The following is a 24,887-nucleotide window of genomic DNA, read 5'->3' as shown; positions in this document are numbered from 1 at the left end:
CGAGCAAGCCCGCTCCCACACTGAGTACGGTTTCTTCAGTCAATTTTTTCAGACCTCAATAAACATAATAAGAGGCTCCCCCTCATGCATCCTGAAACCCTCACCGGGCAGGCGTCCCTTGTCACGCCCAGCCGCAAGCGTTACTTCATCATGGTCCTGCTGTTTATCACGGTGGTGATCAACTACCTGGACCGCAGCAACCTGTCGATTGCCGCGCCGGCCCTGACCAGTGACCTGGGGATCGACCCGGTGCACGTCGGGCTGATTTTCTCGGCGTTCGGCTGGACCTACGCCGCCATGCAAATCCCCGGCGGCTGGCTGGTGGACCGGGTGCCGCCGCGCATTCTGTACACCGCGGCCCTGCTGCTGTGGTCGATTGCCACGGTAATGCTGGGGTTTGCCGCAAGCTTTATTGCCCTGTTCGTGTTGCGCATGGCCGTAGGCGCCCTGGAAGCGCCGGCCTATCCGATCAACAGCCGGGTGGTCACCAGTTGGTTTCCCGAGCGTGAGCGCGCCACGGCCATTGGCTTCTACACGTCCGGGCAGTTCGTCGGGCTGGCGTTCCTGACCCCGGTGCTGGCCTGGTTGCAGCACCATTATGGCTGGCACATGGTGTTTATCAGCACCGGTGCGGTGGGCATTCTCTGGGCGGTGGTCTGGTACGCGGTGTACCGCGAGCCACGGGATTTCAAAGGGGTCAACAGCGCAGAAATCGAGCTGATCCGCGCCGGCGGCGGGCTGGTAGACCTGGAGGCGCAAACCGCCAAGCGCAAGGCCCCCTTCAGTTGGGTCGACCTGGGCATCGTCTTGAGCAAACGCAAGCTGTGGGGCATCTACCTGGGCCAGTTCTGCCTGAACTCGACCCTGTGGTTTTTCCTGACATGGTTCCCGACCTACCTGGTGAAATATCGCGGCATGGACTTCATCAAGTCCGGCCTGCTCGCCTCGCTGCCGTTCCTCGCCGCCTTTGTCGGGGTGTTGTGTTCCGGGTTGTTTTCCGATTGGCTGATCCGCCGTGGCGCTTCGGTAGGCTTTGCCCGTAAGTTGCCGATCATCAGCGGCCTGCTGATCTCCACGGCGATCATCGGCGCCAACTTCGTCGACTCGACGCCGTGGGTGATTGCGTTCCTGGCCGTGGCGTTTTTCGGCAACGGCCTGGCCTCGATCACCTGGTCGCTGGTGTCGACCCTGGCGCCGGCACGGCTGTTGGGGCTGACCGGCGGGGTATTCAATTTCATCGGCAATTTGGCGGCGATCACCACGCCGATCGTCATCGGCTTTCTGGCCACCGGCGATTCGTTTGCGCCGGCGATCACCTATATTGCCGTTCTGGCGTTGCTCGGTGCGCTGTCCTACATATTGCTGGTGGGCAAGGTCGAGCGCATCGAACTCAAGGAGTGACGAGCGACCCGGGGTCGCCCGTTCTACCCCGGCTACGGCGTGGTCGGCACCGACATCTCGTTACGGAAGATATTCAACGGGTCCCAGCGCTTTTTGGTACGGCGCAGGCGGCTTTCGATAATGGTGTTCGGGAAAAAGATCCGGTACCACTGGGTATTTTTCCCATTGGCCGGGTTCCCGCCCAGGTAGGTCATGTCCAGGTCCGGGTAGTTGATGTAGCACCCCTCGAACTGATCATTGAGCGGCACGCCCTGGCTGTCAGCGAAGGCCTGGAAATACAGGCCTTGAATCCAGTCGGCATGGGCCTGGTCGGCCTCGGCACTGGCATCGCGCCAGTAGCATTGCGGCTGCCACTTGAGATACGACGAGCGCTGGGCCACCGAGCTTTGTACCCGTGTGGGTCCATCGGGCTGATTGATACACCCGCCAAACGACTGGATCTGGATCAGGCTTTGGGTCAGGTATTTATCCGGGTCTGGCCGGGTGAGGGTTGCCCAGATGGCCGACAGCACCTGGGGGGTGAACACGCCCTTTTGATAGGCCGACTTGTAACGACCCCGCTGGTTATCGCCGGAACCGTTGACCGATTGACTGAACGGTAGCCAATCCATGCGCCTGGCGGCCTGGTGCGCGCTGGACAGTGAGTCGATCGTGCGCCCGGCCGGGCTGCTGCGCGGCAGGTGGACCACATAAAACGGCGGGATCGACTCGGTGGCGCGTACGGCGACGGCGGCGAGCATCGTGGCGACAAAATCCTCGAAAGGCGCCAGGTCATCGAGCAAGCCATCCTTGTCCACGTAATGAATACCCAGGGTCACGTTGCCGGTGTTCTGATGGCGCATTTCCAGTTTTGTCGCCAGGCCCCAGGTATTGGCATTCGCCTGATTGTTCGCAAACCAGGCCTGGTAGGTCTCAAGCAGACGCTCCAGGGCCGCTTGCGTGAGGTCGGCCCAATCCCATTCCAGCACCAGCCAATACACCTCCTTTGGCGCTTGTGGCAGTGCCTTGAAGTAGTAGCTGGTAATGATGCCGAACTGCCCGCCCCCGCCGCCACAGCAGGCGGCGAACAGGTCCAGTTCATCGGCGTCGCTGCTTTCACGGGACACATGGGTGGCCAGCAGCCCCGTGCCCTGGGGGTTGGGCACCAGGATATCGACGCCGGACAACCAGTCGCAGGTCAGGCCGTACTTGCGTGACAGGAAGCCATAGCCGCCACCGCAGATATGCCCCCCGGCGCCCACGGAATAACAGGAGCCACCGGGCAGGGTCTTGCCGGCGGCCGTGTACAGCGCCACATAGGTGTCCCAGTTCTGGCAGCCGGCCGCCACGCGGAATTGGTAGCCATAGGGCGCCTCGGGCACCAGCACCGAGCGCAGTTGCCCGTCGGCTTGATACGCCAGGGTCTTGAGTCGGCCTATATCGAGGATCGACAGGGTTTCGTTGGGGTGGCCGGGCATCCGGTTGGAGACAAAACCTTCATAGCAATGGCCGCCGCTGCGCACCGTAATGCGCCCATCGGCGAGCGCCAGGGCCTGGGCGGCGGCGTCGATAATGTCTTGTTCGCTATAGCAGATATAGATCCGGCTGGCGCCATTGGGCGACGACTCACCCTGCACATTGCCCAACGGCCAACGCAGGTTGAAACCCTTTTGCAACGTGGAATGACGGCGGTCCGAGGAGGTGACGAGATCAAATGCCATGTTGTGCTCCAAAGAGACAGAATGACTTCTGATGCGGCTAACTTAACGACCGGGAAGGCAAGAACTGCAGAGTGCCGAGGCGGTTAGACGGCAATAGGCATGAAGTACGGTGAGTGAAGGCAGGTAGCCTGCCCGCTTCAGCCTAGTCCAAAAATGCAGGTGCCGGCTTGCCTGCGATGGTGTCAGATAAAAAGCCGCAAGGTGTCAGGCATCCTGCGTCATCGTTAACGACCCTCGCGAGCAAGCCCGCCCCCCGTTACTTACGGGCGTTACGTACACCTTCCGACAGCGCGGCACACAGGCTTAACACCCCATCGATCGCTTGCTGGTCGTGGCTGGCATTGGCGATATGGTCGATCAGCGCCGACCCCACCACCACACCGTCCGCCAGGCGGGCGATGGCGGCGGCCTGTTCCGGGGTGCGGATGCCGAAGCCGATGCTGATCGGCAGGTCGGTATGCCGGCGCAGGCGGCCGACGGCCTCTTCCACGTGTTCCAGGGTGGCGGCACCGGCACCGGTCACACCGGCCACCGACACGTAGTACACAAACCCGGAGCTGCCGTTGAGCACGGTGGGCAGGCGCACATCGTCGGTGGTGGGCGTGGTCAGGCGGATAAAGTCGATGCCGGCGGCCTGGGCCGGGTCGCACAGTTCGCTGTTATGTTCCGGCGGCATATCGACCACGATCAGGCCATCGACGCCGGCCTCTTTGGCATCACTGATAAAGCGCGGCACGCCGTACATATGGATCGGGTTGAAGTAGCCCATCAACACCAGTGGCGTGTCGCTATTGCCCTGGCGGAACTCGCGCACCATCTGCAGGGTTTTCGCCAGGTTCTGCTTGGCGCCCAACGCGCGGATATTGGCCAGTTGGATCGCCGGGCCGTCGGCCATCGGATCGGTGAAGGGCATGCCCAGCTCGATCACATCGGCACCGGCTGCCGGCAAGCCCTTGAGGATCGCCAGGGAGGTGTCATACCCCGGGTCGCCGGCGGTAATGAAGGTCACCAGGGCGGCGCGGTTTTGTTCCTTGAGTTGCGCAAAGCGGGTTTGCAGGCGGCTCATTTAGTGTTTCTCCTGCTGGGACTGTTCCATATGGTGCATCACGGTCTGCATGTCCTTGTCGCCACGGCCCGACAGGTTGACCACCATCAGGTGATCCTTGGGCAGGCTCGGTGCGCGCTTGAACACTTCGGCCAGGGCGTGGGCGCTTTCCAGTGCAGGAATAATCCCTTCCAGGCGGCAGCATTTGTGAAAGGCGTCGAGGGCTTCGTCATCGGTGACCGAGGTGTACTGAACGCGGCCGATATCGTGCAACCACGCATGCTCAGGACCGATGCCGGGGTAGTCGAGGCCCGCGGAAATCGAGTGGGCGTCGATGATCTGGCCGTCGTCGTCCTGCAACAGGAAGGTACGGTTGCCATGCAGCACGCCCGGTACGCCGCCGTTGAGGCTGGCGGCGTGCTTGCCGGTCTCGATGCCGTAGCCGGCGGCTTCCACACCGATGATTTGCACGCCGGTGTCATCGAGGAACGGGTGGAACAGGCCCATGGCGTTGGAGCCACCGCCGATGCACGCCACCAGGCTGTCCGGCAGGCGGCCTTCCTGGGCTTGCAACTGGGTGCGGGTTTCCTTGCCGATCACCGCCTGGAAGTCGCGCACCATTGCAGGGTAAGGGTGCGGGCCAGCCACGGTGCCGATCAGGTAGAAGGTGCTGTCGACGTTGGTCACCCAGTCGCGCAGGGCTTCGTTCATCGCGTCCTTGAGGGTGCCGGTGCCGGCGACCACCGGGATCACTTCGGCGCCCAAAAGCTTCATGCGGAACACGTTGGCCTGCTGGCGCTCGATATCGGTGGTGCCCATGTAGATCACACATTGCAGGCCAAACCGCGCGGCGACGGTGGCGGTGGCCACGCCGTGCATGCCGGCGCCGGTCTCGGCGATGATACGTTTCTTGCCCATGCGCCGCGCCAGCAGGATCTGGCCGATGCAGTTGTTGATTTTGTGCGCGCCGGTGTGGTTCAGCTCTTCGCGCTTGAGGTAGATCTTGGCGCCGCCGCAGAACTCGGTCAGGCGTTCGGCGAAATACAGCGGGCTTGGGCGTCCGACGTAATCGCGCTGGAAGTAGGCCAGTTCTTCGTTGAAGGCCGGATCGATCTTGGCCGCTTCGTATTCGCGGGCCAGGTCGAGGATCAACGGCATCAGGGTTTCCGCCACGTAGCGGCCACCGAATGCGCCAAACAGGCCGTTGGCGTCAGGGCCGTTGCGTAAATCGGTCTGGGACTGGGTCATGGTGCGCTCCAGGAAGAAGAGAGGGGAGAGGCAATGACGGCCACTCTACCCCCTGACGCGGTACGGTGAAAACCGATAAGATCGCCGCAACCTGTCAGGAAAACTCACAGATGAGCCGAGACCTTCCCCCGCTTAACGCCTTGCGCGCATTTGAAGCCACCGCCCGCCTCAACAGCGTCAGCCAGGCTGCCGAACAATTGCACGTGACCCACGGTGCCGTCAGCCGACAACTGAAAGTGTTGGAAGAACACCTTGGCGTGAGTCTTTTCGTCAAGGATGGGCGCGGCATTAAACTCACAGATGCCGGCGTGCGGCTGCGCGATGCCAGCGTCGAGGCGTTCGAGCGCCTGCGGGATGTGTGCGGGGCGTTGACCCAGAGCAGCGCCGACGCGCCCTTTGTGCTTGGCTGTTCCGGCAGTTTGCTGGCGCGCTGGTTTATTCCACGGCTGGGGCGCCTGAATGCCGACTTGCCGGATTTGCGCCTGCATCTGTCGGCGGGCGAAGGCGACCTTGACCCCAGGCGGCCGGGCCTGGATGCACTACTGGTGTTTGCCGAACCGCCATGGCCTGCGGATATGCAGGTGTACGAACTGGCTGGCGAGCGGATCGGCCCGGTGATGAGCCCGCACTTTGCCCACTACCAGGCCCTGCGCGAGGCGCCCGCCCAGGCCCTGCTGGGCGAAGCCCTGTTGCACACCACCTCGCGTCCGCAAGCCTGGCCCAACTGGGCGCAGCACCATGGCATCGAGGCCGGCGCGTTGCAGTACGGCCAGGGTTTTGAGCATTTGTATTATTTGCTGGAGGCGGCCGTGGCTGGCCTGGGGGTGGCGATCGCCCCGCAACCGCTGGTGGCGGAGGACGTGCGCGCCGGTCGCCTGGTGGCGCCGTGGGGCTTTAGCCAAACCCCGGCGCACCTGGCGTTGTGGTTACCCAAGCGCGCCGCAGATGGGCGCGCCCGGCAGCTGGCGCAGTGGCTCAAGGCTGAGCTGGCGCGCCAGCCGGCTTAGTCACCGCGCTTGCACAGCAGGTAGGCCGCCAGCAGGCCCAGGGCGCCAACGGCAACGCCGGCGGTGGTCCAAGGGTGCTCCTGGGCATAGTCACGGGTGGCCGCCCCGGTTTCGCGGATTTTCACTTTGCCTTCTTCGTAGGCGTCGCTGATCAGGTGGCGGGAGTGCTTGAGGGCATTCTCGGCATTGCTTTTGAGGGCCTTGAGGGTTTTGCGCGACTCGTCAGACGCATCGTCCTTGAGGCTCTCAAGGGATTTGAGCAGGCTCGAAATCTCGGCTTCCATGCTTTCCAATGACGCTTTGCGTAAAGAGGTGTTGGCCATGTGGGCTCTCCTGGAGTGATTGAGTGGCATTGTTGGTTCCGACTGCGGGGGGTGCAGAAAGTGCAGTAAATCTGAACTTTCAAGTGAGAAGGGGCGCCAGAAGCAGTACGAGGAATCACTGCTAGGCTGTATTCAACGACCCAGGAGAACGCTCATGTCTGATCATCACACCTACAAGAAAGTCGAACTGGTGGGTTCGTCCCCAACCAGCATCGAGGACGCCATCAACAATGCCCTGGCCGAGGCCAGCAAGAGCATCAAGCATCTGGAGTGGTTCGAGGTGACCGAAACCCGTGGCCACATCAAGGACGGCAAGGCCGCGCACTTCCAGGTGACGCTCAAGGTGGGCTTTCGTATTGCCAATAGTTGATAGGCTTGGTTGAACTTTGCACGCTGGCTGATTGCCATAACCTGCGCGACACCCTTTGGGCGCCGATGCCCTCTGCGTCGGCGCGCACTTTTTGATCAGCGCAAGGAAAGTAACGGATGAAAAAGTTTCTGTTAGCGGTAGGTTTGTTGAGCCTGGCGGGTACGGCCCTGGCGGCGGGCAAGCCGTGTGACGAGCTGAAAAGCGAAATCGACGCCAAGATCCAGGCCAATGGCGCTTCCGGGTACACCCTGGAAATTGTCGATAAAGGCAGCGCAACCAATGGCGACGTCGTCGGCAGTTGCGAAGGTGGTACCAAGGAAATCGTCTACAACCGCGGGTGATCCTGTGCGGCAGACGTAAAAACCGACGCCAGGGCGTCGGTTTTTTTATTTGTGTGGGTCAGCCCTTCATCACCTGGGCCAGCAGCTCGTAGGAATGAATCCGATCAGCATGCTCGTACAGGTCGCAGGTAAAGATCAGCTCATCGGCACCGGTCTGCTCGATCAACACCTCCAGTTTGGCGCGAATCTTCGCCGGGCTCCCCACCATCGCCAGGCCCAGGAAATTGCCGACCGCTTCTTTTTCATGAGGCTGCCACAAGCCGTCCATGCTGTCGACCGGCGGGCGCTGTACCAGGCTCTGCCCGCGCATCAGCGCGAGGATTCGTTGGTAGACCGAGGTGGCCAGGTAATCGGCCTGCTCATCGGTATCCGCGGCCACCAGCGGCACGCCGAGCATCACGTAGGGCTTGTCGAGCACGGCTGAAGGCTTGAAGTGATTGCGATAGACGCGAATCGCCTCATGCATCATGCGCGGTGCGAAATGGGAGGCGAAGGCGTAGGGCAACCCGCGTTCACCGGCCAATTGGGCGCTGAACAGGCTGGAGCCCAGCAGCCACACCGGGACGTTGGTGTCGGTGCCCGGGACGGCGATCACCCGTTGCTCGGGCGTGCGTGGGCCCAGGTAGGCCATCAACTCGGCCACATCCTCGGGGAAGTCGTCGGCACTGCCGGAGCGCTCGCGGCGCAGGGCGCGGGCGGTCATCTGGTCGGAGCCGGGCGCACGGCCCAGGCCCAGGTCGATCCGCCCGGGGTACAGGCTTTCCAGGGTGCCGAACTGCTCGGCGATCACCAGTGGCGCGTGGTTGGGCAGCATCACGCCGCCGGATCCGACGCGGATGCTCGAGGTGCCACCGGCCAGGTAGCCCAGCAGCACCGAGGTTGCGGAGCTGGCGATGCCATCCATATTGTGGTGCTCGGCCACCCAGAAACGGGTGTAGCCGAATTTTTCCACATGCTGGGCCAGGTCCAGGGAATTACGCAGCGACTGCGCGGGGCTGCCATTGGCGCGCACCGGCACCAGGTCGAGGGTCGAGAACTTCACATCGGACAGTGGTTTCATAAGCCTGCTTCTCCATAGGGGCGCAGGCTTGTGACGAACCAATACCTGCCGCTGCATGTGCATGTCCTATGCAATGAGGGCATATACCCGAGATTCAATAGCCGCTGTGAAATTTCCTACTTGGCTGCTTGGTTTTTCCAGTGGGGATGAACTTTGCCAGAGCTTCTATCCTCAGAACCTTACTGATGCACAACCACTGCTTGGGAGATTGCCATGAGTATCGTGAAAAAAGCCTCCGCCCACTGGGAAGGCGACCTGAAAACCGGCCTGGGTTCTATCTCGACCGAAACCGGCGTGCTGCGCGAAGCCCCCTACGGCTTCAAGGCACGTTTTGAAGGTGGCAAGGGCACCAACCCTGAAGAACTGATCGGCGCGGCCCATGCCGGCTGTTTCTCCATGGCCTTTTCGATGATCCTGGGCGAGGCCGGGCTCAAGGCCGACAGCATCGACACCCAGGCCGAAGTGACCCTGGATCAGGTGGACGGTGGTTTTGCGATCGCCGCAGTCCACCTGATCCTCAAGGCCAAGATCCCCGGCGCGAGCCAGGCGCAGTTCGATGAGCTGAGCAAAAAGGCCAAGGAAGGATGCCCGGTATCCAAGGTCCTGAATGCCACCATCACGCTGGACGGTACGCTGCTGTCTGTTTGATTCCGGGTGAGGTGATGAGGGGGGACTCTCATCACCCTCTTCTTATATGCCCTGCTGTTTAGACTGAAAATGGTTGCGAGATTTGAATTGCTCAATTGTCTTGGAACCGTATTGCCGGTGACGCCACGTATATTATCAAGTCAACTATAACTGCGTACTTTGCGTAAGCATTAACGAATGCGCCAGGTTGGTAGTGATGAGATTAAAGTGAGTCAGAGGCATTATTATGAAATTAACCGATAGATCGCCTGCCAGTTTTTCTCCTGCTGCACAATATTCGGAATCATCCGCTAACGGTTTGTTTGATGAACCTGGAAAGCAGCGTCGGGACTTTTCCAATACGATAACCGTATCTGAAATAAAGAAGCCGGACGCTTCACTGCTTTCTGCCGAAGATGGGTTGTCAAAAAAGTACTCCCTTTTGAGTGATTGCAATGTAACGGTTTCCCGCGAGCTGAAGTGGGTCGAAAAGGAAGATGGGGTTGAAGTCGCAAAAGATAGCTTGGTGATAGAAACTACAAGCCAGGCGGATACTGTTCATGTTAAGCGCGCAAAAAATGGCGGTCTTGATATTGTCGTCAATGATCGGGCTTACCATATAGACAGCCATCAACCTGAGCAGAAAATTCCGCAGATCCATATTAAAACCCTCGGCGGTGACGACCGCGTATGGGTCGATCCTGATGTCGGCGAGCACATGTTGATTGAGACCGGGGACGGTGCGGACCATGTGAGGGCTGGGGCCGGCAATACGCGGGTGTTTGCCGGTGCCGGCAACGATACCGTGGTGCTGGGAAGCGGCTTTGGTTATGTCGAGGGCGGTGAAGGCGATGACGTACTGATTGGCGGCAGCGGCATGAGTGCGATGTACGGTAATAATGGCAACGATAAAATGTTTGCGGGCTACTTTGCCAATACTCAAAAAACCTACATGGATGGCGGCCGTGGTGATGATGAAATGTACGCAATAAGCGGGCGCACGATCATGCACGGCGGTATGGGTGATAATGCGATGACAAGTTATGGCGGTAGCCATATTTATACCGGCAAAGGCAATAATAGGGTTGTCTCACTCAATGATGCAGATACTATATTTGCCAAGAAAGAGGATATTGTACAGCGCGACCCTGGATCTAAGTTGGTAGGCGTCAGCTATTCCGATGTAGGGCATGAGGGGTTGAAGGTTACGGGGCGCCCTGAATTCAGACAGCGGGTCGAAGATGATCTTGAGTTGCTCCGGCTTTCACCGACCGGGCAACAACTGTTAGCGGAATTGGATGCGGCTTTCCAACGTAACACCATGCCCAAGCTCGATTCGGAGGGGGTTGAAACCAAAAAAGAGAAAAACAGGCGGCAGCCGGAAAATCAGATCATTAAGATCAAGGAGCTAGAGACGGATAACGGGAACTTCTTTTCCCGGGAACTGGGCTTTAATCCTTCCTTTATAGATACCGTGCATCAGTCATTTCCAATCAGTGTTTTACAGCATGAACTGTCGCACGGTTTTAATTGGGTAAACAAAAGTAAGTTAGAAGGCCAAACCAGGGTAAATGATAGCGCCACTGGCCTGGAGGACAATATGGAGCGTCAAGCCGTCGGGTTACAGACAAACGAGTCATTCGATTTCGACAGAGACCCATCTACGCCGCCTACATTCACCAATCCAAAGCCTTTCACGGAGAACGGCCTTCGTGAGGAGATGGGCGAACCCTTGCGTACGGCCTACAAAATCGAAAATGTTGTTTGAAAGGCCAATGAGCCTGCATAGGGAAGTGGTGAGCCAAGGGCATTAAATCAGAACTCGCCTTGTGCAAATGTGGTCGAATAGTCGATTGCAACGTGAGCGCACACCCGTGCGCGATGCATTTAGGGAGCGTCACCCATGAAACGTTTTGCCTTGGCGATTATTTGCAGTGCTTTGGCCACATCGGCCCTGGCCGCGCCGAAAGACTGTGAAGAGCTCAGGAAAGAGATTGAAGTCGGCCTGCAGGCCAAGGCAATCCCCTCCTACACCCTGGAAATCATCACCGCCGAAGAAGCCAAGAATCATGACGAAGCCATGATCGTCGGCTCTTGCGAAAACGGCACCAAGCGCATCATCTACCAGCGCAACGATGACTGATCAGGGAATGCAGTTGACGCTGCGTTCCTCGGCCAGCAACTGACGCTGGGCGTTATACAGGCGGATATTCGGGGTGAAGCCCAGCGAGCGCCCTTCCAGGCGGTAGCGCTGGCCGGCCTGGAACTGGTCGTATTGCAGGGTGATAAAACAGGTGCGCTCCTGGGGCTGGTTCAGCCCGCCACCCAGGCCGGCGCCGGCATACACTTCAAAGTCAAAACGCACCATCAACTCATGGCTGCCCGGTGGCACCTGGAAGTAGCGCCCATCGTCGAGGGCCTTACCGTCCAGGCGCTGCGCCATGACCAGTTTGGCGCCCGGCGTCGGGGTGGCGAAATCGACCCAGGCCTGTTGTGGGTCTGCCGGCGGGATCGGGGTGGAGGCGCAGGCGCTGAGAAATATCGCCGCGAGGGGAAGCAGGAGCTGACGCATAACGGGCACTCAACCGTAGGAATGGTATGAGCATAACCCCTGCCAGGCAGTTAGTCTGGCAGGCCGATGACGGTGGAGCGGTTTGAAATGATGTGGCGTTTATTGGCGGGGCTGACGTGCCTGTTGCTCGGCGGTTGCTCCAGTGTCAGCTATTACAGCCAACTGGCCAGCGGCCAATGGCAGTTGCTGCGAGCGCGGGAACCGGTGGCCGCAGTGATTGCCGATCCGGCGCGGCCGCAAGTGTTGCGCGATCACCTGGCGCAATCCCAGAAAGCGCGCACCTTCGCCAGTCAACAACTGCACCTGCCCGACAACCAGAGCTATCGCCTGTACGCCGATATCGGCCGGCCATACGTCGTCTGGAATGTCTTCGCTACATCGGAATTTTCCTTGCTGCCCCAGAACCATTGCTTTCCGATCGCCGGGTGCGTGGCCTACCGCGGTTATTACACTCAGGGTGCGGCCCGGGGCGAGGCCGCGCTGTTGCAACGGCGTGGCATGGATGTGTCGATTGGCGGGGTCGAGGCTTATTCCACCCTGGGCTGGTTCAATGATCCGATCATGAGTTCGATGATGCGCTGGGGTGAAGAGCGCCTGGCCACGGTGATTTTTCACGAGCTGGCGCACCAGCGTTTTTATGTGAAGGACGACACCGAGTTCAATGAGTCGTTTGCCACCTTTGTCGAACAGGAAGGCACCCGACAATGGCGCGCGGTCCGTGGTCTTGCGCCTGCGAGCGAGTCGACCTTGAAGCAGCGCGACCAATTTATCCAACTGATCCTCGATACCCGCAGCCGCCTGGAGCGCCTGTATGCGCAGCCGTTGGCCGCAGATGCCATGCGCCAGGCCAAGGCGGCCGAGTTCGAGCGCTTGCGCCGTGATTATCGGCACTTGCGTGACAGCCAGTGGGCCGGTGACCCGCGTTATGACGCCTGGATCAATCAGCCGATGAACAATGCGCGCTTGCTGCCATTTGGTTTGTATGACCAGTGGGTGCCGGCGTTTGCGGCATTGTTTCACCGGGAGGGCGGGGATTGGCTGAAGTTCTACGGTGCCGTGGAGCAATTGGGAAGGCTGCCTGTGGAGCAGCGCAAACTGGCGTTGCGGCAGTTGGTCGGTGGCGACCTTTAGGGTCTCATCGCTGGCAAGCCAGCTCCCACATTGGTCGGTGTTTACACATCAAAATGTGGGAGCGGGCTTGCCCGCGATAGCCATCTCAAGCCCGCCACAAAAACGCCTGATGCATCTCCTCCAGTGTCTCAAAATGCCAGCGCGGCGCTTCGGCACTCAACTCTGCAAAGCTGCCAAACCCATACCCAACCGCCGCCGCATCCAGGCCATTGCTGCGTGCGCCGATCAGGTCGTGCTTGCGGTCGCCGATCATCAAGGTGGTGGCCGGATCCAGGCCTTCCTCACGCATCAAATGGGCGATCAACTCGACTTTGTTGGTGCGCGTGCCGTCCAGCTCGCTGCCGTAGATCACCTTGAAGTGCTTGGCGAAATCGAAATGCCGGGCGATCTCCCGGGCAAATTCCCACGGCTTGGAGGTGGCCACATACAGCTGGCGACCCTGGCCGTTTAACGCTTCCAGCAAGGGCATGACCCCGTCGAATACCCGGTTTTCATAGAGCCCGGTGACCTTGAAGCGCTCGCGATAGAAGTTCACCGCCTCCCAGGCCCGCGCCTCGTCGAAGTCGTAGAACTGCATAAAGGCCTGTAGCAACGGCGGGCCGATAAAGTGTTCAAGCTTGGTCAGGTCCGGCTCATCGATGCCCAGCTTGGCCAGGGCGTACTGGATCGAGCGGGTGATGCCTTCCCGTGGGTCGGTCAGGGTGCCGTCCAGGTCAAACAGGACCGTCTGGTAATCCAGGGTCATTGGGCGAACCCCTCTGCCAGGTGCAGGTCCTTGAGCTTCACGTAGTTCGCGGCGCTGTAGGTGAAAAAGGCGCGTTCCTTGTCAGAAAGTGCACGAATTTGTTTAACCGGGCTGCCCACATACAAAAAGCCGCTTTCAAGTTTCTTGCCCGGCGGCACCAGGCTGCCGGCACCGATGATCACATCGTCCTCAACCACCGCGCCGTCCATCACAATGCTGCCCATGCCGATCAGGATGCGGTTGCCCACGGTGCAGCCATGCAGCATGACTTTATGGGCGATGGTTACATCGTCGCCGATCAGCAGCGGGAAACCGTCAGGATTGAACGGCCCGGCGTGGGTAATGTGCAGCACGCAGCCGTCCTGCACGCTGGTGCGCGCACCGATGCGGATGCGGTGCATGTCGCCGCGAATCACCGTCAGCGGCCAGACCGAGCTGTCGGCGCCGATTTGAACATCGCCGATCACCACCGCCGAAGCATCGACGAAAGCCCCGGCGCCGAGGGTTGGCGTGTGATTCTGATAGGTGCGAAGGGTCACGATAGCCTCTCTCTGTTTGGTTGATAGCTGCGGTGGACGTTGATTGTAATTAAGATGGCCCCATCTTTGTCTTACCTGTTTCTTCAGCCAAGGTGCCAACCGTGAGCGCGAACAACCCCCTTTTGCAGTCCTACGACCTGCCGCCGTTCTCGGCGATCCGTGCCGAGCACGTCCAACCGGCCATCGAACAGATCCTGGCCGACAACCGCGTCGCCATCGAAGGTATCCTGCAAAGCCAGGGAAAAAATCCGACATGGGCCGGCCTGGTCCTGGCCATGGACGAGCTCAACGACCGCCTGGGCGCCGCCTGGAGCCCGGTCAGCCACCTCAATGCCGTGTGCAACAGCGCTGAACTGCGCGAAGCCTACGAGGCCTGCCTGCCGGCATTGAGCGCCTATTCCACCGAGATGGGCCAGAACCGCGAGCTGTTCCAGGCCTTCGAGGCCCTGGCCAACAGCCCGCAAGCGGCCGGTTTCGACGTGGCGCAAAAAACCATTCTGGAGCATGCACTGCGCGATTTCCGCCTGTCGGGCATCGACCTGCCGCCCGAGCAGCAGAAGCGCTATGCCGAAGTGCAGAGCAAACTCTCCGAATTGGGCAGCAAGTTCTCCAACCAATTGCTCGACGCCACCCAGGCCTGGACCAAGCACGTCACCGATGAAGCCACCCTCGCCGGCCTGACCGACTCGGCCAAGGCGCAAATGGCTGCTGCGGCCCAGGCCAAAGACCTCGACGGCTGGTTGATCAGCCTGGAATTCCCCAGCTACTACGCGGTGATGACCTACGCCCACGACCGCGCCCTGCGCGAAGAAGTCTACGCGGCCTACTGCACCCGTGCGTCGGACCAGGGCCCGAATGCCGGTCAGAACGATAACGGCCCGGTGATGGAACAGATCCTCGACCTGCGTCAGGAATTGGCCCAACTGCTCGGTTTCGCCTCCTTCTCCGAACTGAGCCTGGCCACCAAAATGGCCGAATCCAGCGACCAGGTACTTGGTTTCCTACGTGACCTGGCCAAGCGCAGCAAACCGTTTGCCGCCCAGGACCTGCAACAGCTCAAGGCCTACGCCGCCGAACAAGGCTGTGCCGACCTGCAAAGCTGGGACAGTGGTTTCTACGGCGAAAAGCTGCGTGAACAGCGCTACAGCGTGTCCCAGGAAGCCCTGCGCGCCTACTTCCCGATCGACAAAGTGCTCGGCGGCCTGTTTGCCATCGTCCAGCGCCTGTACGGCATCGAGATCGCCGAGCAGAAAGGCTTCGACACCTGGCACCCGGATGTTCGCCTGTTTGAAATCAAGGAAAACGGCCAGCACGTCGGCCGCTTCTTCTTCGACCTGTATGCCCGCGCCAACAAGCGTGGCGGTGCCTGGATGGACGGTGCCCGTGACCGCCGGCGCACCGCCGAAGGCGTGCTGCAAAGCCCGGTGGCCAACCTGGTGTGCAACTTCACCCCGGCCGACAGCGGCAAGCCTGCCCTGCTGACCCACGATGAAGTCACCACCCTGTTCCATGAGTTCGGCCACGGCCTGCACCACCTGCTGACCCGCGTCGAACACGCCGGTGTATCCGGCATCAACGGCGTGGCCTGGGATGCGGTGGAGTTGCCGAGCCAGTTCATGGAGAACTGGTGCTGGGAGCCGGAAGGCCTGGCGCTGATTTCCGGTCACTACGAAAGTGGCGAAGCCCTGCCCCAGGACCTGTTGGAAAAAATGCTCGCGGCGAAGAACTTCCAGTCCGGCCTGATGATGGTGCGCCAGCTGGAATTCTCGCTGTTCGACTTTGAGCTGCACGCCACCCACGGCGATGGCCGCAGCGTGGCGCAGGTGCTCGAAGGCGTGCGCGACGAAGTCTCGGTGATGCGTCCTCCGGCCTACAACCGCTTCCCCAACAGCTTCGCGCATATTTTCGCCGGGGGTTACGCGGCGGGGTACTACAGCTACAAGTGGGCTGAAGTACTGTCGGCGGATGCCTTCTCTAAGTTTGAAGAAGACGGCGTGCTCAATGCCCAAACTGGCCGGGCCTTCCGCGAGGCGATCCTGGCCCGTGGCGGTTCCCAGGCACCGATGGTGCTGTTCGTCGACTTCCGCGGACGCGCACCGTCGATTGACGCACTCTTGCGCCACAGCGGCCTGAGTGAGGACGCGGCAGCATGAGTGACGTGCCTGTGATCACCAAAAAGCAATTTATCGCCGGCGCCGTGTGCCCGGCGTGCAGCGAGCCGGACAAGCTGAAGATGTGGACCGAAGACAGCGTGCCGCACCGCGAGTGCGTGGCCTGTGGTTATACCGATACGCTTAATGACCAGGGGTTGTCGGTGCCCAAGGAATTGGGCACGCGGGTCAATACCTCGGCGTTGAAAGCACCGGCCGACCCCAAGGTGCAGGCGGTGCAGTTCTTCCCTAATCCGAAGCTGAAAAAAGACTAAAGAAGCGACGCCAACCACTGTAGGAGCGAGCTTGTGTGGGAGCGGGCTTGCTCGCGATAGCGCTGTATCAGTCGACATTTTTGTTAGCTGACACACCGCATTCGCGAGCAAGCCCGCTCCCACACAGGTTCGCTCCTACATTTTTTTGCGCGCATTTCTCGAATTTCCTGGCTGAAACGATTCTCCCATTCCTTAGCCTGCTATCATTTGTAACCATTGATTACATCCACAACGACAAGCCGCTCCATGAAGCGACTGCTCAAACCCGTGACCACATGATGAGGTGCCACCATGTCTGATCAAGATCGAGACAACCCCCGGCGTGACTTTTTGCGCAAATCCTTGACCTTGATCCCGGTGGTCACGGTTGCCAGCACCGGCCTTGGCGGCTCGATGCTGATGGCCACGCCCGAGCCTGTTCAGGCCAGCCCGGCCAAGGCGCCTGCTAGCGAAAAGGCCTACGAGCCCAGTTACTTCACCGCTGAGGAGTGGGCTTTTATCAACGCCGCCGTCGCGCGCTTGATCCCCGCCGATGCCCAAGGCCCAGGTGCCCTGGAAGCCGGCGCGCCGGAATACATCGACCGGCAGATGAACACCCCCTACGCCAGTGGCGCCCTGTGGTTTATGCAAGGCCCGTTCAATGCCGACGCTCCGCCCGAGATGGGCTGGCAGAGCAAACTGGTGCCCAAGGAGATCTATCGCCTGGGTATTGCCGCCACGGATGCCTGGTCGAAAGCGTTCAACGGTAAAGCATTTGCTGGGCAAGACAGCGCTACCCAGGATGATCTGCTGCGCCGCCTGGAGGCAGGCGGTGCCGAAGCCGGCGAGCATTTCGCGGCGGTTCCGCCGAAGATTTTCTTCAACCTGTTGCTGCAAAACACCAAGGAAGGGTTCTTCTGCGACCCGATCCACGGCGGCAACAAAGGCATGGTTGGCTGGACCATGATCGGCTTCCCCGGCGCCCGCGCCGATTTTATGGATTGGGTGGAACGCAACGAGCAATACCCCTTCCCGGCTGTTTCCATCCGTGGCGAGAGGGCATAAACGTGGCGACCATCATGAAGAAAGTCGATGCAGTCATCGTTGGCTTTGGCTGGACTGGCGCGATCATGGCCAAAGAGCTGACGGAGGCGGGCTTGCACGTGGTAGCGCTGGAGCGCGGCCCGATGCAGGACACCTACCCGGACGGCAATTACCCACAAGTGATCGATGAACTGACCTACAGCGTGCGCAAAAAGCTGTTCCAGGACATTTCCAAAGAAACCGTGACCATTCGCCATAGCGTGAATGACATTGCCTTGCCCAACCGGCAGTTGGGTGCCTTCCTGCCGGGCAATGGCGTGGGCGGCGCGGGCCTGCATTGGTCGGGCGTGCATTTTCGGGTGGACCCCATCGAATTGCGCATGCGCAGCCACTACGAAGAGCGCTACGGCAAACACTTCATTCCCAAGGACATGACCATCCAGGACTTCGGCGTCAGCTACGAAGAACTGGAACCGTTCTTTGACTACGCCGAAAAGGTCTTCGGCACCTCTGGCCAGGCCTGGACCGTGAAGGGCCAACTGGTGGGTGAAGGCAAGGGCGGCAACCCTTATGCGCCGGATCGCTCCAGCCATTTCCCACTGGAGTCGCAGAAAAATACCTACTCGGCGCAGCTGTTCCAGAAAGCTGCCGCCGATGTGGGCTACAAACCCTACAACCTGCCTTCGGCCAATACCTCGGGGCCCTACACCAACCCCTATGGCGCGCAGATGGGCCCGTGCAACTTCTGCGGGTTTTGCAGTGGGTATGTCTGCTACATGTACTCCAAGGCCTCGCCCAACGTGAACATCCTGCCGGCCCTGCGCCAGGTGCCGAACTTTGAGCTGCGGCCAAATTCCCACGTGCTCAAGGTCAATCTCGACAGCAGCAAGCGCAAAGCCACCGGCGTGACCTATATCGACGCCCAGGGCCGCGAGATCGAGCAACCGGCGGACCTGGTGATTCTCGGCGCCTTCCAGTTCCACAACGTGCGCCTGATGCTGCTCTCGGGCATCGGCAAACCTTATGACCCGATCAGCGGCGAAGGGGTGGTGGGCAAGAACTTCGCCTACCAGAACATGGCCACCATCAAGGCCTACTTCGATAAAGATGTGCACACCAACAACTTTATCGGCGCCGGCGGCAATGGCGTGGCGGTGGACGACTTCAACGCCGACAACTTCGACCACGGCCCCCACGGCTTCGTCGGCGGCTCGCCGATGTGGGTCAACCAGGCGGGCAGCCGGCCGATTGCCGGCACCTCCAACCCACCGGGCACGCCGGCCTGGGGCAGTGCGTGGAAGCGCGCCACGGCCGATTACTACACCCACCAGGTGTCGATGGATGCCCACGGCGCCCATCAATCCTACCGGGGCAACTACCTCGACCTGGACCCGGTTTACCGCGATGCCTACGGCTTGCCGCTGCTGCGCATGACCTTCGACTGGCAGGAAAATGACATCAAGATGAACCGCTTCATGGTCGAGAAAATGGGCAAGATCGCCGAAGCGATGAACCCCAAGGCGATTGCCGTGCTCGGCAAAAAAGTCGGCGAGCACTTCAACACCGCGTCCTACCAGACCACCCACCTCAACGGTGGCGCGATCATGGGCACCGACCCGAAGACCAGCGCATTGAACCGCTACCTGCAGTGCTGGGATGTGCACAACGTGTTTGTCCCAGGGGCGTCTGCTTTCCCACAAGGCCTGGGTTACAACCCTACGGGCCTGGTGGCGGCACTGACCTATTGGTCGGCCCGGGCGATTCGCGAGCAGTACCTGAAAAATCCCGGCCCGCTGGTTCAGGCATAAGGAGCGACGAGCATGAAAGCATTTGTTATCGCGACCCTGGCCCTGTTCAGCAGTTGCTCGGTGAGCGCCGCGCAAACGGATCTGGTCAAACAGGGCGAATACCTGGCCCGCGCCGGTGACTGCGTGGCCTGCCATACCGCCAAGGGCGGCAAGCCGTTTGCCGGTGGCCTGGCGATGGAAACCCCGATCGGCGTGATCTACTCCACCAACATCACCCCGGACAAAACCGGCCTGGGGGACTACAGCTTTGCAGACTTCGATAAGGCCGTGCGCCATGGTGTCGCCAAAAGCGGTAGTACCCTTTACCCGGCGATGCCCTACCCGTCTTACGCACGCGTCAGCGAAACCGATATGCAGGCGCTGTATGCCTACTTTATGAACGGCGTGGAGCCGGTCGCCCAGGCGAACCAGGACAGTGATATTCCCTGGCCCTTGAGCATGCGCTGGCCCTTGGCGGCATGGCGCTGGATGTTTGCGCCCGAGGTGGCGGGCTATCAGGCCCCGGCCGGTGCCGACCCGGTGATCAGCCGTGGCGCCTACCTGGTGGAAGGCCTCGGCCACTGTGGCGCCTGCCACACTCCGCGGGCCCTGACCATGCAGGAAAAGGCCCTGAGCGCGTCGCAAGGTGCGGCGTTCCTGTCCGGCAGTGCGCCCCTGGAAGGCTGGATCGCCAAAAGCCTGCGCGGCGACCACAAGGATGGCCTGGGCAGTTGGAGCGAAGAGCAACTGGTGCAGTTTCTCAAGACCGGTCGCAGTGATCGCAGCGCAGTGTTTGGCGGTATGAGCGATGTTGTCGTACACAGCATGCAGTACATGTCTGAAGACGACCTGAACGCTATCGCCCGCTACCTCAAGAGCCTGCCGGCGGTGGACCCCAAGGATCAGCCGCACCAATACGACAAGCAAGTGGCCGAGGCGCTGTGGAAAGGCGATGACCGCCAGCCGGGCGCGGCGGTGTACATCGATAACTGCGCGGCCTGCCATCGTACCGATGGCCATGGCTACACCCGGGTGTTCCCGGCGCTGGCGGGCAACCCGGTGGTGCAGACGGCGGATGCCACATCGTTGATCAACATTGTGTTGAATGGCGGCACCCTGCCGGCCACTCACGCCGCGCCTTCTACCTTCACCATGCCGGCCTTTGCCTGGCGGCTGTCGGATCAGGAAGTGGCGGATGTGGTCAGTTTCATCCGTGGCAGTTGGGGTAACCAGGGCGCGCCGGTGAAGGCCGGTGATGTGGCCGACCTGCGCAAGCAGGCGCCATAGTCAGGTGGCGGCATTGGTGCCAGGCAGTGCCAATGCCGTCCCGCAGGGCCTGTTTCAGTTGCTCATATCCAGTTTGATTTTTGAGGCGGCAGTAGCAAGTTCGATAAGCAGCGCTTTGTCTTGAGCATCAACGTCGTTGTCTTGATCAATATCGCCATGGGCAGAGACTTTTGTGAACTCCCCTGTTGCAGGGTTCTTCGAGACACGCACGGCATATGAGCTCTGGATGTGCGGTAAGAACGTTTCTGGGTTCATCGTTGTGGTTATGAACTCAATCACGGCCGCATCGTTGTTAATGGTGACCATGATGCTTTTGGTTATTTCATGGGTGGTCATGATGGTTTCACGCCTCGGATGTGGGCTGACGTGATTACCGTACGTTGGCAAGCCAATGGCTTCTACTGTCAGAGATGACAGGTGGATGTATATCCAAGGTCGCACGCCAATCGTCTGTTGGCCCTGTACACGCTGCGAAATCTCGAATACTGTTTTTATATACAGTATCGGGATTGTCTTCATGTCTATCACCATGCCACCACGCGGGCGAGGCACCGCCACCAACCTGCACAATCGTTTCGCGCCCACGGTCAGTGTTGCCGAGGACGACGGCTGGTATCAGGAAGTACCGCCAACCCAGGGCACCGAAGTGCGTATCGAGACGGCGAAGACCATCATCACCCGCAACACCTCGCCGGACCTGCCATTCGACCGCTCCATCAACCCTTACCGGGGCTGTGAGCACGGTTGCATTTATTGTTATGCGCGGCCCAGCCATGCCTATTGGGACATGTCCCCGGGCCTGGATTTTGAAACCAGGCTGATCGCCAAGAGCAACGCCGCCCAGGTGCTGGAGCAGCAATTGTCCAAGCCCGGCTATGTGTGCGCGCCGATCAACCTGGGTTCCAACACGGACCCCTACCAACCCATCGAACGTGAATACACGATCACCCGGCAGATCCTGGAAGTGCTGCTGCGCTATCGCCACCCGGTGACCATCGTGACCAAGGGCTCGCTGATCCTGCGTGACCTTGACCTGCTCACGGCGCTGGCCCGCCAGCGGCTGGTGGCGGTGATGATCAGCCTCACCAGCCTGGACGATGAGCTCAAGCGCATCCTGGAGCCCCGGACGGCGGCGCCCAAGGCGCGGCTGCGGGCGATCCGGGTGATGCGCGGGGCGGGTATCCCGGTGGGCGTGCTGTGTTCGCCGATGATTCCGATGATCAACGACAGCGAACTGGAAAGCCTGCTGGCCGAAGCCCATGCTGCCGGGGCGCAGAGCGCGGCCTATATGATGCTGCGCCTGCCCCTTGAAGTGGCGCCGCTGTTCGAGGAGTGGCTGGCGGCCCATTACCCGCAACGGGCGGCCCATGTGATGAGCCTGGTGCGTCAGGTGCGCGGTGGCGAAGTCTATGACAGCCGCTTTGGTGTACGCATGCGCGGTGAGGGGCCGTTTGCCGATTTGCTGGCACAACGATTTGCCAAAGCGATCAAGCGCTTGGGGCTCAAGCATCGGGAGGGGTTCAATCTTGATTGCAGTGCATTCTGCCCGCCCGGCAGGCAACTGGCTTTGTTGTAGACTGACACAAATATATGCGTTGCCTTGTCAGGGTGGTCGCGATTTGACATCACTGAAACCCGCGAAATAGAGCGGTTCATTCAGTTTGAGTTAAGTTTCGGCAGGTACTTTGTTCATCGAGTGACTGATGGGGCGGCGGTGCAGGCGGGACACTTTTTTGTGTGGTTTCCCTGCTATGCGCGTCGACCTGAACTGCAAAACTCCCCGCGAGGATGAATCATGAGTGACAAGGATAAACAGCCGTTGGCTGCGTCGGCTTCAGCCCCCCACGAGGCGGAGTCCGCCGATGCAGCGCTGCAACACATTGTTGATGGTTTTTTGCATTTCCATAACGAGATCTTTCCCCAGCAGGAAGAACTCTTCAAAAAGCTCGCCACGGCCCAGAGCCCACGGGCGATGTTTATCACCTGTGCCGACTCGCGCATTGTTCCCGAACTGATTACCCAAAGCTCCCCGGGCGATCTGTTCGTCACCCGTAACGTGGGTAACGTCGTGCCGCCCTATGGGCAGATGAACGGTGGTGTGTCCACGGCCATCGAGTACGCGGTGCTGGCCCTGGGCGTGCAGCACATTATTGTCTGTGGCCACTCCGATTGTGGTGCGATGCGGGCGGTGCTCAACCCCCAGAGCCTGGAAAAAATGCCCACGGTCAAAGCCTGGCTGCGCCACGCCGAGGTCGCCAAGACCATGGTCCAGGACAACTGTGATTGCGCCAACGAAGGCGAAAGCATGCAGGTGCTGACCGAAGAAAACGTCATCGCCCAGTTGCAACACTTGCGCACCCACCCTTCTGTGGCTTCGCGCATGGCCAACGGTCAACTGTTTATCCATGGCTGGATCTACAACATCGAGACCAGCGAGATCAAAGCCTACGATGCGGATCAGGCTACGTTCCTGCCGTTGAACGGTTCGCTACCGATCCCTTCGGCGACGCCAAAAGCGCGCTTCTAAAACATTCCCTGCCGGGTAACGCGATGGCTGCCATGGATGCAGCCAGGCCTTGCCACGCCCGGCGAATGCCTCGGGAGAGTCATTATGCGTGCAGCTCAATTAAAAACAGTGCTGCCACGGGAGCTGTTGGCTTCGGTGGTGGTGTTTCTGGTGGCCCTGCCCTTATGCATGGGAATCGCCATTGCCTCGGGCATGCCACCGGCCAAGGGCCTGATCACCGGGATCATTGGTGGCCTGGTGGTGGGCTGGCTGGCCGGCTCGCCCCTGCAAGTCAGTGGCCCGGCGGCCGGCCTGGCGGTGCTGGTGTTCGAGCTGGTGCGCCAGCACGGCATGCAGATGCTTGGGCCGATCCTGCTGTTGGCGGGCTTTCTGCAACTGGTGGCCGGGCGCCTGCGCCTAGGCTGCTGGTTCCGGGTGACGGCGCCGGCGGTGGTCTATGGCATGTTGGCGGGGATTGGGGTGTTGATTGTCCTGTCGCAAGTGCATGTGATGCTCGATGGGGTGCCCAAACCCTCGGGGCTGGATAACCTCGCGGCCTTCCCCGCTGCGCTGGCCCAGGCCATTCCCGGCCTGGGTGGCGGGCTCGGTTGGCAAGCCGGCCTGCTCGGGTTGGCGACGATTCTGGTTATGTGGTTGTGGGATAAGTTCCGCCCGCAAACACTGCGCTTTGTCCCGGGCGCGCTGCTGGGTGTGGGCCTGACGACCGTGACCAGCCTGGTGTTGGCCTTGCAGGTCAAGCGTGTGGAAGTGCCGGAAAACCTGGCCGATGCCATTGATTGGCTGCGTCCCAGCGACCTGCTGAACCTGGCCGATCCCAGCCTGTTGATCGCCGCCTTCGCGGTGGCCTTTATCGCCAGTGCCGAAACGTTGCTCTCGGCGGCGGCAGTGGACCGCATGCACAACGGTCAGCGCTCGGACTTCGACAAGGAATTGTCCGCCCAGGGTGTAGGCAACATGCTCTGCGGCCTGGTGGGGGCGTTGCCCATGACCGGGGTGATCGTACGCAGTTCGGCCAACGTCCAGGCCGGGGCGACCACGCGCTTGTCGGCGATGTTCCATGGCCTCTGGCTGCTGGCCTTTGTGCTGTTGCTGTCGAGCGTGCTGCAAAGCATTCCGGTGGCGAGCCTGGCGGGGGTGCTGGTGTACACCGGGATCAAGTTGGTGGACCTCAAGGCATTCCGTGGCCTGGCGCGTTATGGCCGGATGCCGATGTTCACCTACGCGGCCACGGCCCTGGCGATCATCTTGACCGACTTGCTGACGGGCGTACTGGTAGGTTTCGGGCTGACCCTGGTGAAACTGGCGTGGAAGGCTTCACGCTTGAAAGTCAGCCTGATCGACCTGCCCCAGGACGGTGAAATGGAGTTGCGCCTGATCGGTGCCGCGACGTTTCTCAAGGTGCCCGCCTTGACCCAGGTGCTGGCGAGCGTGCCGGCGGGGACCACGGTGCATGTGCCGCTCAATAACCTGAGTTACGTGGATCATTCGTGCCTGGAGTTGCTGGAGGAATGGGGGCGGGCCAATGCGGCCAAGGGCTCGACGCTGGTGATCGAGGCGCGGGGGTTGAAGCGTAGGCTGGAAGGGCGGATACGGACCACGACCCGGATCGGCTCTGCCCCGCAGCTGGCTGACGAAACCGGATAAAAATGTGGGAGCGGGCTTGTGTGGGAGCCGGGCTTGCCCGCGATAGCATCACCGCGGTGTAACTGATACACCACGGTGCCTGCAT

25 protein-coding genes are annotated in these 24,887 nt (G+C 60.6%); 16 read left to right on the top strand and 9 right to left on the bottom strand.

The features are described from left to right. Positions 1-84: 84 nt before the first annotated feature. Positions 85-1,401: an MFS transporter gene (locus tag AC07W7_RS09905; RefSeq protein WP_076963331.1), complete on the top strand. Its 1,317-nt coding sequence runs from the start codon at positions 85-87 to the stop codon at positions 1,399-1,401. Between the two features lie 32 nt (positions 1,402-1,433). On the opposite strand, the gene AC07W7_RS09900 is transcribed toward AC07W7_RS09905, so the two are convergent. From AC07W7_RS09900 to trpB, 3 genes are all read right to left on the bottom strand, one after another. Beyond that, positions 1,434-3,101, bottom strand: a complete 1,668-nt coding sequence (locus tag AC07W7_RS09900) for a BBE domain-containing protein (RefSeq protein ID WP_495039224.1) — start codon at positions 3,099-3,101, stop codon at positions 1,434-1,436. A gap of 256 nt (positions 3,102-3,357) precedes the next feature. Further along, on the bottom strand, positions 3,358-4,167 hold the full coding sequence (gene trpA, locus AC07W7_RS09895; protein WP_076963333.1) for a tryptophan synthase subunit alpha: 810 nt from the start codon (positions 4,165-4,167) through the stop codon (positions 3,358-3,360). Next, a complete protein-coding gene (gene trpB, locus AC07W7_RS09890; RefSeq protein ID WP_495039223.1) occupies positions 4,168-5,394 on the bottom strand; it encodes a tryptophan synthase subunit beta in 1,227 nt (408 codons plus the stop codon). 110 nt (positions 5,395-5,504) lie between these two features. On the opposite strand from trpB, the gene AC07W7_RS09885 reads away from it, so the two are divergent. Beyond that, positions 5,505-6,401, top strand: coding sequence for a LysR family transcriptional regulator (locus AC07W7_RS09885; protein WP_495039222.1), 897 nt, complete (start codon positions 5,505-5,507; stop codon positions 6,399-6,401). Here AC07W7_RS09885 and AC07W7_RS09880 read toward each other — a convergent pair. After that, a complete protein-coding gene (locus AC07W7_RS09880) occupies positions 6,398-6,724 on the bottom strand; it encodes an ElaB/YgaM/YqjD family protein (RefSeq protein ID WP_076963336.1) in 327 nt (108 codons plus the stop codon). The genes AC07W7_RS09885 and AC07W7_RS09880 overlap by 4 nt on opposite strands. Positions 6,725-6,878: 154 nt before the next feature. Between AC07W7_RS09880 and AC07W7_RS09875 the strand changes: the two genes are divergently transcribed. Beyond that, positions 6,879-7,094 carry a dodecin gene (locus AC07W7_RS09875; RefSeq protein WP_032857113.1) on the top strand — a complete coding sequence of 72 codons (216 nt, stop codon included), beginning with the start codon at positions 6,879-6,881 and terminating at the stop codon, positions 7,092-7,094. Between the two features lie 116 nt (positions 7,095-7,210). Beyond that, positions 7,211-7,435 carry a DUF1161 domain-containing protein gene (locus AC07W7_RS09870; protein ID WP_099170841.1) on the top strand — a complete coding sequence of 75 codons (225 nt, stop codon included), beginning with the start codon at positions 7,211-7,213 and terminating at the stop codon, positions 7,433-7,435. Positions 7,436-7,493: 58 nt separating this feature from the next. Here AC07W7_RS09870 and AC07W7_RS09865 read toward each other — a convergent pair whose 3' ends face one another. After that, on the bottom strand, positions 7,494-8,495 hold the full coding sequence (locus tag AC07W7_RS09865; protein ID WP_076963338.1) for an LLM class flavin-dependent oxidoreductase: 1,002 nt from the start codon (positions 8,493-8,495) through the stop codon (positions 7,494-7,496). Positions 8,496-8,708: 213 nt separating this feature from the next. On the opposite strand from AC07W7_RS09865, the gene AC07W7_RS09860 reads away from it, so the two are divergent. From AC07W7_RS09860 to AC07W7_RS09850, 3 genes are all read left to right on the top strand, one after another. Then, positions 8,709-9,143 (top strand): OsmC family protein, encoded by a 435-nt coding sequence (locus tag AC07W7_RS09860; protein ID WP_236309279.1) that lies wholly within the window; start codon positions 8,709-8,711, stop codon positions 9,141-9,143. Between the two features lie 226 nt (positions 9,144-9,369). Further along, positions 9,370-10,890, top strand: a complete 1,521-nt coding sequence (locus AC07W7_RS09855) for a M91 family zinc metallopeptidase (RefSeq protein WP_495039221.1) — start codon at positions 9,370-9,372, stop codon at positions 10,888-10,890. 135 nt (positions 10,891-11,025) lie between these two features. Next, a complete protein-coding gene (locus tag AC07W7_RS09850) occupies positions 11,026-11,265 on the top strand; it encodes a DUF1161 domain-containing protein (protein WP_076963340.1) in 240 nt (79 codons plus the stop codon). Here AC07W7_RS09850 and AC07W7_RS09845 read toward each other — a convergent pair whose 3' ends face one another. Beyond that, a complete protein-coding gene (locus tag AC07W7_RS09845) occupies positions 11,266-11,694 on the bottom strand; it encodes a PA0061/PA0062 family lipoprotein (protein WP_099170838.1) in 429 nt (142 codons plus the stop codon). It abuts the gene before it with no gap. Positions 11,695-11,781: 87 nt separating this feature from the next. On the opposite strand from AC07W7_RS09845, the gene AC07W7_RS09840 reads away from it, so the two are divergent. Next, positions 11,782-12,825, top strand: coding sequence for an aminopeptidase (locus AC07W7_RS09840; RefSeq protein ID WP_076963405.1), 1,044 nt, complete (start codon positions 11,782-11,784; stop codon positions 12,823-12,825). An 85-nt stretch (positions 12,826-12,910) separates the two neighbouring features. Here the strand turns inward: AC07W7_RS09840 and AC07W7_RS09835 are convergent, their stop codons facing one another. Together AC07W7_RS09835 and AC07W7_RS09830 are read right to left on the bottom strand one after the other, a co-directional pair. Further along, on the bottom strand, positions 12,911-13,570 hold the full coding sequence (locus AC07W7_RS09835; protein WP_495039220.1) for an HAD family hydrolase: 660 nt from the start codon (positions 13,568-13,570) through the stop codon (positions 12,911-12,913). Then, positions 13,567-14,109, bottom strand: a complete 543-nt coding sequence (locus tag AC07W7_RS09830; RefSeq protein WP_076963343.1) for a gamma carbonic anhydrase family protein — start codon at positions 14,107-14,109, stop codon at positions 13,567-13,569. The genes AC07W7_RS09835 and AC07W7_RS09830 overlap by 4 nt, the downstream gene beginning before the upstream one ends. 101 nt (positions 14,110-14,210) lie before the next feature. Between AC07W7_RS09830 and prlC the strand changes: the two genes are divergently transcribed. The 5 genes from prlC (at position 14,211) to AC07W7_RS09805 (ending at position 20,631) form a co-directional block, all read left to right on the top strand. After that, complete coding sequence (prlC, locus tag AC07W7_RS09825; protein WP_495039219.1) at positions 14,211-16,262, top strand: oligopeptidase A; 2,052 nt, start codon at positions 14,211-14,213, stop codon at positions 16,260-16,262. Next, the gene (locus AC07W7_RS09820; protein WP_076963345.1) at positions 16,259-16,534 is read left to right on the top strand and encodes a YheV family putative zinc ribbon protein; all 276 of its coding nucleotides are present in this window, start codon (positions 16,259-16,261) and stop codon (positions 16,532-16,534) included. Before prlC ends, AC07W7_RS09820 begins: the two co-directional genes overlap by 4 nt. A gap of 291 nt (positions 16,535-16,825) precedes the next feature. After that, positions 16,826-17,578: a gluconate 2-dehydrogenase subunit 3 family protein gene (locus AC07W7_RS09815; RefSeq protein ID WP_495039218.1), complete on the top strand. Its 753-nt coding sequence runs from the start codon at positions 16,826-16,828 to the stop codon at positions 17,576-17,578. Between the two features lie 2 nt (positions 17,579-17,580). Then, on the top strand, positions 17,581-19,365 hold the full coding sequence (locus tag AC07W7_RS09810) for a GMC family oxidoreductase (protein WP_495039217.1): 1,785 nt from the start codon (positions 17,581-17,583) through the stop codon (positions 19,363-19,365). Positions 19,366-19,377: 12 nt separating this feature from the next. Then, positions 19,378-20,631, top strand: coding sequence for a c-type cytochrome (locus tag AC07W7_RS09805; protein WP_495039216.1), 1,254 nt, complete (start codon positions 19,378-19,380; stop codon positions 20,629-20,631). Between the two features lie 54 nt (positions 20,632-20,685). Here the strand turns inward: AC07W7_RS09805 and AC07W7_RS09800 are convergent, their stop codons facing one another. Further along, entirely contained in the window at positions 20,686-21,150 is a 465-nt protein-coding gene (locus AC07W7_RS09800; RefSeq protein WP_495039215.1) for a hypothetical protein, read from the bottom strand. Between AC07W7_RS09800 and AC07W7_RS09795 the strand changes: the two genes are divergently transcribed. The 3 genes from AC07W7_RS09795 to AC07W7_RS09785 all read left to right on the top strand — a co-directional run bounded on the left by AC07W7_RS09795 (position 21,149) and on the right by AC07W7_RS09785 (position 24,802). Continuing rightward, on the top strand, positions 21,149-22,207 hold the full coding sequence (locus AC07W7_RS09795) for a PA0069 family radical SAM protein (protein WP_076963350.1): 1,059 nt from the start codon (positions 21,149-21,151) through the stop codon (positions 22,205-22,207). The genes AC07W7_RS09800 and AC07W7_RS09795 overlap by 2 nt on opposite strands. Before the next feature lie 219 nt (positions 22,208-22,426). After that, positions 22,427-23,158, top strand: coding sequence for a carbonic anhydrase (locus AC07W7_RS09790; protein ID WP_076963351.1), 732 nt, complete (start codon positions 22,427-22,429; stop codon positions 23,156-23,158). A gap of 84 nt (positions 23,159-23,242) precedes the next feature. Then, positions 23,243-24,802, top strand: a complete 1,560-nt coding sequence (locus AC07W7_RS09785; protein ID WP_495039214.1) for a SulP family inorganic anion transporter — start codon at positions 23,243-23,245, stop codon at positions 24,800-24,802. Positions 24,803-24,887: the final 85 nt, after the last annotated feature.

It is taken from the genome of Pseudomonas sp. GW821-FHT01D09 (assembly GCF_059422465.1).
This window is presented reverse-complemented; position numbering and strand designations above follow the sequence as displayed.

Coding starts and splice junctions, on each gene's coding strand:
- AC07W7_RS09835 (WP_495039220.1), bottom strand. CDS start 13,570: ATGACCCTGGATTACCAGACGGTCCTGTTTGACCTGGACGGCACCCTG.
- AC07W7_RS09790 (WP_076963351.1), top strand. CDS start 22,427: ATGAGTGACAAGGATAAACAGCCGTTGGCTGCGTCGGCTTCAGCCCCC.
- AC07W7_RS09880 (WP_076963336.1), bottom strand. CDS start 6,724: ATGGCCAACACCTCTTTACGCAAAGCGTCATTGGAAAGCATGGAAGCC.
- AC07W7_RS09820 (WP_076963345.1), top strand. CDS start 16,259: ATGAGTGACGTGCCTGTGATCACCAAAAAGCAATTTATCGCCGGCGCC.
- trpB (WP_495039223.1), bottom strand. CDS start 5,394: ATGACCCAGTCCCAGACCGATTTACGCAACGGCCCTGACGCCAACGGC.
- AC07W7_RS09855 (WP_495039221.1), top strand. CDS start 9,370: ATGAAATTAACCGATAGATCGCCTGCCAGTTTTTCTCCTGCTGCACAA.
- AC07W7_RS09885 (WP_495039222.1), top strand. CDS start 5,505: ATGAGCCGAGACCTTCCCCCGCTTAACGCCTTGCGCGCATTTGAAGCC.
- AC07W7_RS09815 (WP_495039218.1), top strand. CDS start 16,826: ATGTCTGATCAAGATCGAGACAACCCCCGGCGTGACTTTTTGCGCAAA.
- AC07W7_RS09865 (WP_076963338.1), bottom strand. CDS start 8,495: ATGAAACCACTGTCCGATGTGAAGTTCTCGACCCTCGACCTGGTGCCG.
- AC07W7_RS09785 (WP_495039214.1), top strand. CDS start 23,243: ATGCGTGCAGCTCAATTAAAAACAGTGCTGCCACGGGAGCTGTTGGCT.
- AC07W7_RS09800 (WP_495039215.1), bottom strand. CDS start 21,150: ATGAAGACAATCCCGATACTGTATATAAAAACAGTATTCGAGATTTCG.
- AC07W7_RS09875 (WP_032857113.1), top strand. CDS start 6,879: ATGTCTGATCATCACACCTACAAGAAAGTCGAACTGGTGGGTTCGTCC.
- AC07W7_RS09805 (WP_495039216.1), top strand. CDS start 19,378: ATGAAAGCATTTGTTATCGCGACCCTGGCCCTGTTCAGCAGTTGCTCG.
- AC07W7_RS09860 (WP_236309279.1), top strand. CDS start 8,709: ATGAGTATCGTGAAAAAAGCCTCCGCCCACTGGGAAGGCGACCTGAAA.
- AC07W7_RS09795 (WP_076963350.1), top strand. CDS start 21,149: ATGTCTATCACCATGCCACCACGCGGGCGAGGCACCGCCACCAACCTG.
- AC07W7_RS09905 (WP_076963331.1), top strand. CDS start 85: ATGCATCCTGAAACCCTCACCGGGCAGGCGTCCCTTGTCACGCCCAGC.
- AC07W7_RS09870 (WP_099170841.1), top strand. CDS start 7,211: ATGAAAAAGTTTCTGTTAGCGGTAGGTTTGTTGAGCCTGGCGGGTACG.
- AC07W7_RS09850 (WP_076963340.1), top strand. CDS start 11,026: ATGAAACGTTTTGCCTTGGCGATTATTTGCAGTGCTTTGGCCACATCG.
- AC07W7_RS09840 (WP_076963405.1), top strand. CDS start 11,782: ATGATGTGGCGTTTATTGGCGGGGCTGACGTGCCTGTTGCTCGGCGGT.
- trpA (WP_076963333.1), bottom strand. CDS start 4,167: ATGAGCCGCCTGCAAACCCGCTTTGCGCAACTCAAGGAACAAAACCGC.
- AC07W7_RS09845 (WP_099170838.1), bottom strand. CDS start 11,694: ATGCGTCAGCTCCTGCTTCCCCTCGCGGCGATATTTCTCAGCGCCTGC.
- AC07W7_RS09900 (WP_495039224.1), bottom strand. CDS start 3,101: ATGGCATTTGATCTCGTCACCTCCTCGGACCGCCGTCATTCCACGTTG.